The organism is Streptomyces sp. NPDC058401 (genome assembly GCF_042722885.1).
Taxonomy (GTDB): Bacteria; Actinomycetota; Actinomycetes; order Streptomycetales; family Streptomycetaceae; genus Streptomyces.
Map to the genome: position 1 here is coordinate 1 of NZ_JBHXKA010000206.1, position 9726 is coordinate 9726.

General features: G+C 71.6%; 6 protein-coding genes and 1 riboswitch. Of the genes, 2 read left to right on the forward strand and 4 right to left on the reverse strand.

Annotated features, from left to right (window positions below):
• The first annotated feature begins 215 nt into the window (after positions 1-215).
• A complete protein-coding gene (locus ACFWNV_RS37770; RefSeq protein ID WP_383956254.1) occupies positions 216-1454 on the forward strand; it encodes a GNAT family N-acetyltransferase in 1239 nt (412 codons plus the stop codon).
• 99 nt (positions 1455-1553) lie between these two features.
• Here ACFWNV_RS37770 and ACFWNV_RS37775 read toward each other — a convergent pair whose 3' ends face one another.
• Positions 1554-3773 (reverse strand): germacradienol/geosmin synthase, encoded by a 2220-nt coding sequence (locus ACFWNV_RS37775; protein WP_383956257.1) that lies wholly within the window; start codon positions 3771-3773, stop codon positions 1554-1556.
• A gap of 219 nt (positions 3774-3992) precedes the next feature.
• Positions 3993-4730, reverse strand: coding sequence for a type I 3-dehydroquinate dehydratase (aroD, locus tag ACFWNV_RS37780; protein ID WP_383956260.1), 738 nt, complete (start codon positions 4728-4730; stop codon positions 3993-3995).
• 223 nt (positions 4731-4953) lie between these two features.
• Between aroD and ACFWNV_RS37785 the strand changes: the two genes are divergently transcribed.
• Positions 4954-5172, forward strand: coding sequence for a hypothetical protein (locus ACFWNV_RS37785; protein WP_243338778.1), 219 nt, complete (start codon positions 4954-4956; stop codon positions 5170-5172).
• 65 nt (positions 5173-5237) lie between these two features.
• On the opposite strand, the gene ACFWNV_RS37790 is transcribed toward ACFWNV_RS37785, so the two are convergent.
• Together ACFWNV_RS37790 and cobN are read right to left on the reverse strand one after the other, a co-directional pair.
• On the reverse strand, positions 5238-5711 hold the full coding sequence (locus ACFWNV_RS37790) for a hemerythrin domain-containing protein (protein ID WP_383956263.1): 474 nt from the start codon (positions 5709-5711) through the stop codon (positions 5238-5240).
• 29 nt (positions 5712-5740) lie between these two features.
• The gene (gene cobN / locus ACFWNV_RS37795; protein ID WP_383956266.1) at positions 5741-9367 is read right to left on the reverse strand and encodes a cobaltochelatase subunit CobN; all 3627 of its coding nucleotides are present in this window, start codon (positions 9365-9367) and stop codon (positions 5741-5743) included.
• A gap of 53 nt (positions 9368-9420) precedes the next feature.
• Positions 9421-9502, reverse strand: a riboswitch (cobalamin riboswitch).
• Positions 9503-9726: the final 224 nt, after the last annotated feature.

Sequence of the window (9726 nt, forward strand, 5' to 3'; positions counted from 1 at the left end):
TCTTTTGTTTATATTCGACAGTTTTCGCAGGGTGTGGACCGGGCGCGACCCCCGGGGGTCGCGCCCTTTCGTGCTCCTTCGTTGCTCCTTCGTTGCTCCTTCGTTGCTCCTCCGTGCTCCTCCGTGCTTCTTCGTGCTCTTTCCTCGGCCGGACGCGGCCGGAAACCATCACTTATCAAGTGACTGGTCCGCGATGACCGATTAGTCTCCGGATCATGGTGGAGATCCGCGAGGTGCCCGAGGCCGACATCGACCGCGCGCTGGAGCTCGCGTACCTGGTCTTTCACGACCGGCCCGAGAAGGAGGGGCGCGAGCGGCACCACGAGCTGCTCCGCGCCTGCCTGCGGATCGGGGCCTACGAGGGCGGCGCGATCGTCGGATTCATGGCCGCGCACGCGTTCCGGCTCTCGGTGCCCGGAGCGGACCTGCCCTGCCCCGGGCTCACCTTCGTCTCCGTCGCCCCCACCCACCGCCGCCGCGGCGTACTGACCGCCCTGATGGGCGAGATGCTGCGGCGGGCGGGAGCCGACGGCAGCCCCGTCGCCGCCCTGTGGGCCTCCGAGGCCGCCATCTACGGGCGCTTCGGCTACGGCAGCGCCACCCAGGGCGCCACCATCGAGATCGACTCCACCCGGCCGCTGGCCCTGCGCATCGAGGCCGACCGGCGGCCGCTGCGGCTGATCCTCCCCGAGGATGCGGTTGCCGTCGTCGGCCCGTACCACGAAGCCGCCCGCGCGCTCCGGGCCGGGCGGCCCACCCGCAGCGAGCGGCGCTGGACCGAGGAGTGGCTCATCGAGCAGGACGAGGAGGACGAGGAGCTCAGCCCGCCCCGGATCATCGTCCTGGGGGAGCCGGGAGACCCCATCGCGGGCTACGTCCTCTACCGCACGAAGCCCGAGGGGAGCAGCGGCGGCGTGCGGACCCCGGGTCTGGTCCGGGTCGACGAACTGGAGGCCGACACCCCGGCGGCCGCCGCCGCCCTGTGGCGGTGCGTGGCCTCCCTCGACCTCACCGGCCGGGTCACCGCGTGGGGCCGCCCGGCCGACGACCCGCTGCTGCATTTCGCCGCCGACCGGGACCAGGTCCGGGTCACCTCCGCGTTCCCGGCGCTCTGGCTGCGGCTGGTCGACGTGGCGGCGGCACTGACCCGCCGGTCGTGGGCCGCACCCGTGGAACTCGTACTGGAGCTGACCGACGTACGGCTGCCCGCGAACGCGGGGCGCTTCCTCCTGAAGGCCGGCCCGGACGGGGCGGCGTACGAGCCCGCCGCAGCGGGCCGGGCCCCGGACCTGGCCCTGGACGTACGGGAACTCGCGGCCTGCTACCTCGGCGGGACCCGGGCCGTCGAACTGGCCGCGGCCGGCCTGGTGCTGGAGCACACCCCGGGCGCGGCGGCGGCCCTGGACGGGGGACTGCGCACCGCACTGCTGCCGCACACGGCGGACGAGTTCTAGACGGGCCGCCGACGGGCTTGCCGAGGTGGCCGAGGTGGCCGAGGGCAGGGGCGGGCAGGGGTCCTCCTGCCCGCCCCTGCCGCAGCAGCGGCCCCGCCGTTAGCGGGTGGGGAGGGAGAGCCGGGCCGCCGACATGCCGAAGTCGGGGGTCAGGACCCCGGTGGAGATGCCGTCGCCCAGGCGGTGCAGGTCCTCCTCGCGGTAACGGACCGTCTTCTCGTGCCAGTTCAGGATTCCGGCCAGCCAGTCCTTCAACTCGCCGACGTACGCGTCGAGTCCGGCCCGGGCCTCCGCGTCCAGCTTCCAGTCCTCGTAGAGCAGCGGCAGCTGGTTCGCCACGATGTGCTCGAACTCCTCGGTGCGCTGGGTCATCAGCGAGTGGCAGATGTGCAGTGCCTCCGCGTAGCCGATGTCGAAGAAGTTGCGGGTGACGAGCACGTAGTTGTGCACCTCGCCCTCGACCTCCACCTCCTTCTGGTACGAGAAGATGTCGTTCATCAGGCACGCGGAGTCGGCCGCCGCGTTCTCCAGGGAGCGGATGGTGCCCGAGGCGTAGATGTCGTCGGGGATGCCGCGGCCCGCCTGGCCCAGCCGGCACAGGTACATCGTGAGGTGCGAGCCGAAGGTGTGCCGGCGCATCTCCGCGTAGTCCACCGGGTCGGGGATGCGGTTCTGGATCTGGTTCTCCATCTCCCACAGCCAGCTCTGCAGCATGGACACGAGGGTGGCCCGGAACTCGGTCCGGACCTCGGGGGTCATGTCCTTGCTGGTGCGCACCCACAGGTCGCCGATGGAGCGTTCCATCGCGGTCAGCCCCACGGGCTGTTCCGCGTGGTCCACCGGGATCATGGCGACGAGCCGCGCGGTGGTGGCCTTGGCGGCCGGCAGGTTCTTGGACTGGGCGAAGACCACCGGGTAGTAGTCGTCCCCGTACGTGCCCCAGGTCAGCCAGCAGGCGTTGAGGGCCAGGGCCTCGGGGGTGGCGTCGGGGTCGATGCCCGCGGAGCAGAGCGCGAAGTCGTAGCCGCGCAGCTTCTCCTCGTTCCAGATCGCCGAGCCGGGGTCACCGGGCTGCGGATCGATCAGGCCCATCTCCCGGGCCCAGGCGACGGACTCCTCGCGGGCGTGGGCGAGGTGCGGGCTCATGGTGAGCGGGAACGGCATGTAGACGTCGGGGACGATCGACGGGCCGGTGTGCTCGAAGGGCACGTGGGTGAAGGAGCGCTTGCGCAGTTCCAGGGCGCGGGGGGCGAGGATGGAGCGGAGGTCGAGGGCGGTGGTGCCGAGGCCCGAGGGCATGAAGGGCAGGGTGACCGGGGCGGTGGCCCGGGCCTCCTTGTTCATGTAGCGGCTGGAGACCATGTGCCACTCGTGGCCGCCGGACTGCCAGTCCTGGAGGCCCTTGGCGTAGGCGAGGACGGCGGCGATCTCGGCCGGGTTCATGGCGTGATCGGCGAAGAGCTGGGGGAGTTCGGCGAGGGCGGTCTGCTCGAACTGCTGGAGCCGGGAGGTGAGGAGGTCGTTGGAGGCCTCGGCCGCCTCCTGGGTGGTGCAGCCGAGGAAGGTCTCCAGCACCAGGATGGCGTTGGAGAGTTCGCCCTCCTCGGAGACCTCGCGCTGGTAGGAGAAGATGTCGTTCCTGATGTGCACGGCGTCCGAGAAGGAATCGCGCAGCACGCCGAGGGGGCGGGAGTGCGCGACGCGCGCCGGAACCTCCGCGGAGACGTACTCGATGAGGCCGGCCGACCAGGGGGCGCCGCCGACCTTGCGCCGCATCTCGATGTATTCGAGGGGGTTGGAGACCCGCCCGATGTTGATGTTGGCGAGTTCCCACATCGACTCGTCGAGCAGGTTCTTGGTGGACAGGGAGAACCGTTCCCGCCAGTCCATCGACATGGCGGGGACGGTACGTGCCCACAGGTCGGCGAGTCCGGCCTCGACGGGGTTGGTGGCCTCGGGGAACCCGTCCGCCAGATCCATCGGCATGAAGGCGCCGAGCCGGTCGAGGTAGGCCTTGGCGCCCTCGCGGTCCTGGGAGCGCTTGAACATCTCCAGGAAGTGGTCGTCGAAGAAGAACACCCACACGTACCAGTCGGTGACCAGGGACAGCGCCTCGCTGTCGCAGTCCGGGTGGGTGTACGAGCAGAGCAGGGCGTAGTCGTGCGAGTCGAGGTCGCGCTCCTCCCAGACGCCGGAACCTTCCAGCATCCCGAAGTCGCGGGCCCACTTCTTGGTGTGGACCCTGGCGTCCTCCAGGTGGGGGTTCAGTCGCGCCGGATAAGGCACATAGAAATCCGGCAGTTGAAACGGCTGCGTCACGGCAGGGTGGGCCTTTCATCTGACTGTCTCGTGTCTCATCGGGTTCCTCACGAGATCAGCAGGGCCCTACCCCGGGTACCGGTGGGATAAGGGGGAGTTCACTTCATCAGGTGACGTGTGCGCCGTTCTGTGGCGGATGGGGCCTGCGACCGGTAGGGGGGCGGGGGTGGCGGCCCGGAAGCGGCCGGGGAGGTGGGTGCACCTCCCCGGCGCGGGGGTTCAGGACGCTTCGGACTTCCGCGCGTCGAAGGCCGGGTAGAACTTGCGCAGCAGCCCGAAGGTCTCGGGGAAGTCGAGCTGTCCCGGGGCGGAGCTGGCGCCGAAGAAGGAGTACGTGATCCGGGACCCGAGGGCGGGGAAGAAGACGCGCGAGACCGCCCCGGTCTCGCCCATGGCGATGACGATCAGCCGGGTGTCCTCGGCTCCGGCGCGCAGCAGGAGCGAGGCCAGCCGGCGTACGTCGTCCTCGGACCGCACCATGGTGGACACCTTGACCACGTCGGCGCCGGCGCTCTTCGCGTCGTCGATGACGGTCCGGAGTTCCTCGGTGGCCGGGGTGAATTCGAAATTGTGATAGGAGACGAGCGCCACCGTGTCGTGCCGGTGGGCGGCCTCGATGACCTCGGACAGGATTTCCCCGGAGGAAAGCTCGATGTCCACGGCGTCGACCCGGGGGGCGAGCGCGCGGAACAGTTCGAGCCGCTCGGCCTCGGTGCCCTTCCACTCGCCGCCCTCGCGCGCGGAGCGGATCGTGGCCAGCACCGGCAGTGACTTGAACTCGTCCACCTGGGCCAGGACATGGTCCGTTCCGGTCGCCGCGTACCGGTCGACGCGCAGTTCGGCCACATCGACGCCGGCGCTCTTCGCGGCGTGCGCGCGCGGCTCGGTCTCGCTGTCGTCGAAGCTGACGGCCACCAGCGGAATCCCGCCGTCGAGAAGCGCCCGCAGTGAATTCATTTCTTGGTCACAGCCTTTTCGATTCCGATATCCGACGCGAAGTACAAGGTGAACGGGGCGGATTATACGTGGAATCGATCAGGGCGAGGGGGTGTGCCCGCCCCTTGGTCGGGGGCGGGTGCCCGGGGTGCCGGAAGGTGCTGGTGTCGCGCCGCCGGATGCTTGTCCGATTGTTCTAGGTTTGTTCCATCAGTTCATACTTTGGAATCCCGGAGGGACACTCATGGCGATCGACCTCGACAAGGTGCTGGACAAGGCGTGGGCCGACAAGCCGCTCGCCGAGGTGCTCGCGGCGCCGGTGGCCGCGCTCAAGGGCGTCACCGACAAGGACGGCGAGCTGCTGCTGGAGGCCTTCGGCGTGAAGACCGTCGCCGACTTCGGCCAGCTGAAGTACGCGCGCTGGGCGCAGGCCCTGGTCGCGCTGAACCAGACCACGAAGTAGCCGGACCGCACCACGGACCACGGAGCAGCGCGGCTGCCCGGCGCATCGGCTGCCCGGTGCACCGGCTACCCGGCGGGCCTCAGGTCCCCGTCGGGGTGGGCCGTGCGCCAGGCCTTGATGGACAGGTCCCAGTCGTCGCCCGTCAGGGCGGTGAGGGAAGCGGGAAAGAGGCCGTCCTCCTCTTTCGCGATGTGGTGGTGGAGCTCCTCCACCGCCCGGCGCAGGGCCGCGGCGTCCGCCGGGTCCGCGAGGTCGGCGCCGGCGAGGAACGCCGCCAGCTCGCGGTGCTCCTCGACCAGCGCCGCGATGTACGGGGCGTACTCCGGGTCCCGCTCCATGACGGCGAACAGGCCGTCCTCCTCACCCGTCCAGTGGGCGAGGAGGACGGCCGTCATCTCCGCGACGAGGGCCCGCGCCCTCGGCAGGTCCCCCGAGTCCAGGGCGCGCAGCGCGTCGCCCGCGGCGTTCGTCACCGCCTCGTGCTCGGAGATGAACTCCTTGATCAGCGGGATCTCGCGGCAGCCGCAGTAGTGGCACATGCGGCCAGTCTGATCCAGCCGGTGTCCGGTTAGTCGCTTTCGCCTTCGAGGTTGCCCTCCGTGTCCAGGTACACCTGGCGCAGTGCCTCCAGGACCTGCGGGTCCGGCTTCTCCCACATGCCGCGGGACTCGGCCTCCAGCAGCCGCTCCGCGATCCCGTGCAGGGCCCAGGGGTTGGCCTCCTCCAGGAAGGCGCGGTTCTCCGGGTCCAGGACGTACGTCTCGGTCAGCTTGTCGTACATCCAGTCGGCGACCACCCCGGTCGTGGCGTCGTAGCCGAAGAGGTAGTCGACCGTTGCCGCCAGCTCGAAGGCTCCCTTGTAACCGTGGCGGCGCATCGCCTCGATCCACTTCGGGTTGACGACGCGCGCCCGGAAGACGCGGGAGGTCTCCTCGACCAGCGTGCGCGTCTTGACCGTCTCCGGCCGGGTCGAGTCGCCGATGTACGCCTCGGGGGCCGTGCCGCGCAGGGCGCGGACGGTGGCCACCATGCCGCCGTGGTACTGGAAGTAGTCGTCGGAGTCGGCGATGTCGTGCTCACGGGTGTCGGTGTTCTTCGCCGCCACCGTGATCCGCTTGTAGGCGGTCTCCATCTCCTCGCGCGCCGCGCGCCCTTCGAGGCCCCGGCCGTACGCGTACCCGCCCCACACCGTGTAGACCTCCGCGAGGTCGGCGTCGGTGCGCCAGTCGCGGGAGTCGATCAGCTGCAGGATGCCCGCGCCGTACGTGCCCGGGCGCGAGCCGAAGATGCGGGTGGTGGCCCGCCGCTCGTCCCCGTGCACGGCCAGGTCGGCCTGCGCGTGGGCCCGTACGAAGTTGTCCTCGGCCGGCTCCTCCAGCGAGGCCGCCAGCCGCACCGCATCGTCCAGCAGGCCGATGACGTGCGGGAACGCGTCGCGGAAGAAGCCCGAGATGCGCAGGGTCACGTCGATGCGCGGACGGCCGAGCTCGGAGAGGGGGATCGGCTCCAGGCCGGTGACGCGGCGCGAGGCCTCGTCCCAGACCGGGCGGACGCCGAGCAGCGCCATGGCCTCGGCCACGTCGTCGCCCGAGGTGCGCATCGCGCTCGTGCCCCACAGGGACAGGCCGACGGAGGCGGGCCATTCGCCGTTGTCCGTGCGGTAGCGCGTCAGGAGGGAGTCGGCGAGGGCCTGGCCGGTCTCCCACGCGAGGCGCGAGGGGACGGCCTTCGGGTCCACCGAGTAGAAGTTGCGGCCGGTCGGCAGCACGTTGACCAGACCGCGCAGCGGGGAGCCGGAGGGGCCGGCCGGGACGAACGCGCCGTCCAGGGCGCTGACCACGTGGGTGATCTCGTCGGTGGTGCCGGCCAGCCGCGGTACGACCTCGCGGGCCGCGAAGTCCAGTACGGCCGCCACGTCGGCCGAGAAGCCGGCGGCGACCGAAGCCACCGCCTCCGGAGCCCAGCCGGCGTCCTCCATCGCCTGGACCAGCGCGCGGGCCGTCTCCTCCGCCTCGTCGGCGGTGGTGCGGGTGGCCGCGGACTCGTCGAGGCCGAGCGCCTCGCGCAGACCGGGCAGGGCCGTCGTACCGCCCCAGATCTGGCGGGCGCGCAGGATGGCGAGGACCAGGTTCACGCGGGCGTCGCCGGTCGGGGCGCCGCCCAGGACGTGCAGACCGTCGCGGATCTGGGCGTCCTTGATCTCGCACAGCCAGCCGTCGACGTGCAGCAGGAAGTCGTCGAAGCCCTCGTCGTCGGGGCGCTGCTCCAGGCCCAGGTCGTGGTCCAGCTTCGCGGCCTGGATCAGGGTCCAGATCTGGGCGCGGATGGCCGGCAGCTTCGCCGGGTCCATCGCGGAGATCTGGGCGTACTCGTCGAGGTGCTGCTCCAGGCGCGCGATGTCGCCGTACGACTCCGCGCGCGCCATCGGCGGCACCAGGTGGTCGACCAGGGTGGCGTGCACCCGGCGCTTGGCCTGGGTGCCCTCGCCCGGGTCGTTGACCAGGAACGGGTAGATGAGGGGCAGGTCGCCGAGCGCGGCATCGGGGGCGCAGGACGCCGACAGACCGGCGTTCTTGCCCGGCAGCCACTCCAGGTTGCCGTGCTTGCCCAGGTGGATCATCGCGTCGGCACCGAAACCGCCGTCCTCGGCGCGGGCCTGGATCCAGCGGTACGCGGCCAGGTAGTGGTGCGAGGGCGGCAGGTCCGGGTCGTGGTAGATCGCGATCGGGTTCTCGCCGAAGCCGCGCGGCGGCTGGATCAGGATCAGCAGGTTGGCGCGGCGCAGGGCCGCCAGCACGATGTCGCCCTCGGGATTCGAGGAGCGGTCCACGAACATGTTGCCCGGGGCCTCGCCCCAGTGCCGCTCCACGCTCTCGCGGAGCTCGGCGGGGAGCTCGGCGAACCAGCGCTTGTAGTCGGCCGCCGGGATCCGGACCGGGTTGCGGGCGAGCTGCTCCTCGGTGAGCCAGTCCTGGTCGTGGCCGCCGGCCTCGATCAGGGCGCGGATCAGCTCGTCGCCGTCACCGGAGACCAGGCCCGGTACGTCCTCGACGGGGCCGAAGTCGTACCCGCCCGCGATGAGCGTGCGCAGCAGCTCCACGGCGCTGGCCGGGGTGTCCAGGCCGACCGCGTTGCCGATGCGGGAGTGCTTGGTGGGGTACGCGGAGAGGACCAGGGCGATCTTCTTGTCGCGGCGGGCGATGTGGCGCAGGCGTGCGTGGCGCACGGCGATGCCGGCCACGCGGGCGGCCCGCTCGGGGTCGGCGACGTAGGCGGGCAGCCCGTCCTCGTCCAGCTCCTTGAAGGAGAACGGGACGGTGATCAGACGGCCGTCGAACTCCGGGACGGCGACCTGGGTGGCGGCGTCGAGGGGGGACAGGCCCTCGTCGTTCTCCTCCCAGGCGGACCGGGAGCCCGTCAGGCACAGGGCCTGCAGGATCGGCACGCCCAGGCCGGCCAGGGCGCCCGCGTCCCAGGACTCGTCGTCACCGCCGGCGGAGGCGGTGGCGGGCTTGGTGCCGCCGGCCGCGAGGACCGTGGTGACGATCGCGTCGGCGGACGCCAGCTCCGCGATCAGCTCCGGCTCGGGGGAGCGGAGGGAGGAGACGTAGAGGGGGAGCGGCTGCGCGCCGTGCGCCTCGATCGCCCCGCAGAGGGTGTCCACGAAGGCGGTGTTGCCGCTCATCTGGTGCGCGCGGTAGTAGAGCACCGCGATCCGGGGGCTTCCCTCCGGCAGGGCCTGCTGCGGGGTGCGCTCCAGCGGGCCCCACGTGGCGGAGGCCGCCGGGGGCTCGAAACCGTGGCCGGTCAGCAGCACGGTGTCGGAGAGGAAGCGGGCGAGCTGGTCCAGGTTGGCCGGGCCGCCGTGGGCGAGGTAGCCGTGCGCCTCGGCGGCGATGCCGATCGGGACGGTCGAGGCTTCCATCAGCTGGGCGTCCGGGGCCTGTTCGCCGGTCAGCACGACCACCGGGCGGGTCTGGCCGGGGGCCAGCAGCAGGTCGAGGCCGTCCTGCCAGGCGCGGAGGCCGCCGAGGAGGCGGACGACGACCAGGGTGACTCCGTCGAGGAGACCGGGGAGGTCGGCGAGGGGAAGGCGGGAGGGGTTCGCGAACCGGTACGGGACGGGAGCGTCCCCGGCGTTCGCTGCGCGGGCGCTGAGCAGATCGGTGTCGGACGTCGACAGCAGCAGGATCATGCGGCGGCAGGCCTTCCTCGGGGTTTCCGCGCCCCGGGCAGTGAGGACGGCGGGAGTTCCTGACTCATCCGGAGCGGCCGGGGCCGCGCGGATTCACAGTGGCGGGACCGCGCCGGATTCGCACCGGGCTTCCTCCCATGTCGCCGTCCTCGGCGATGGCGGGCCTGTTGGCCGCCTTGGACTCATCTTAGGGGGCTGGTGGGCGGGGGTCTCGGGCCGGGTCCGGGGGTGGGGCCAAGGCCCGGGTGCGGGGTTGGGGCCGTGGGCGCGGGCGGGGTGCGGTCGGGTGCGGCGCCGCTGCCGGGGCTCTGCCCCGGGCCCCGCGCCGCCAAACCCCGCGGGGGGGGGATTGGGGGGGC

Coding starts and splice junctions, on each gene's coding strand:
- aroD (WP_383956260.1), bottom strand. CDS start 4,730: ATGAATTCACTGCGGGCGCTTCTCGACGGCGGGATTCCGCTGGTGGCC.
- ACFWNV_RS37790 (WP_383956263.1), bottom strand. CDS start 5,711: ATGTGCCACTACTGCGGCTGCCGCGAGATCCCGCTGATCAAGGAGTTC.
- ACFWNV_RS37785 (WP_243338778.1), top strand. CDS start 4,954: ATGGCGATCGACCTCGACAAGGTGCTGGACAAGGCGTGGGCCGACAAG.
- cobN (WP_383956266.1), bottom strand. CDS start 9,367: ATGATCCTGCTGCTGTCGACGTCCGACACCGATCTGCTCAGCGCCCGC.
- ACFWNV_RS37770 (WP_383956254.1), top strand. CDS start 216: ATGGTGGAGATCCGCGAGGTGCCCGAGGCCGACATCGACCGCGCGCTG.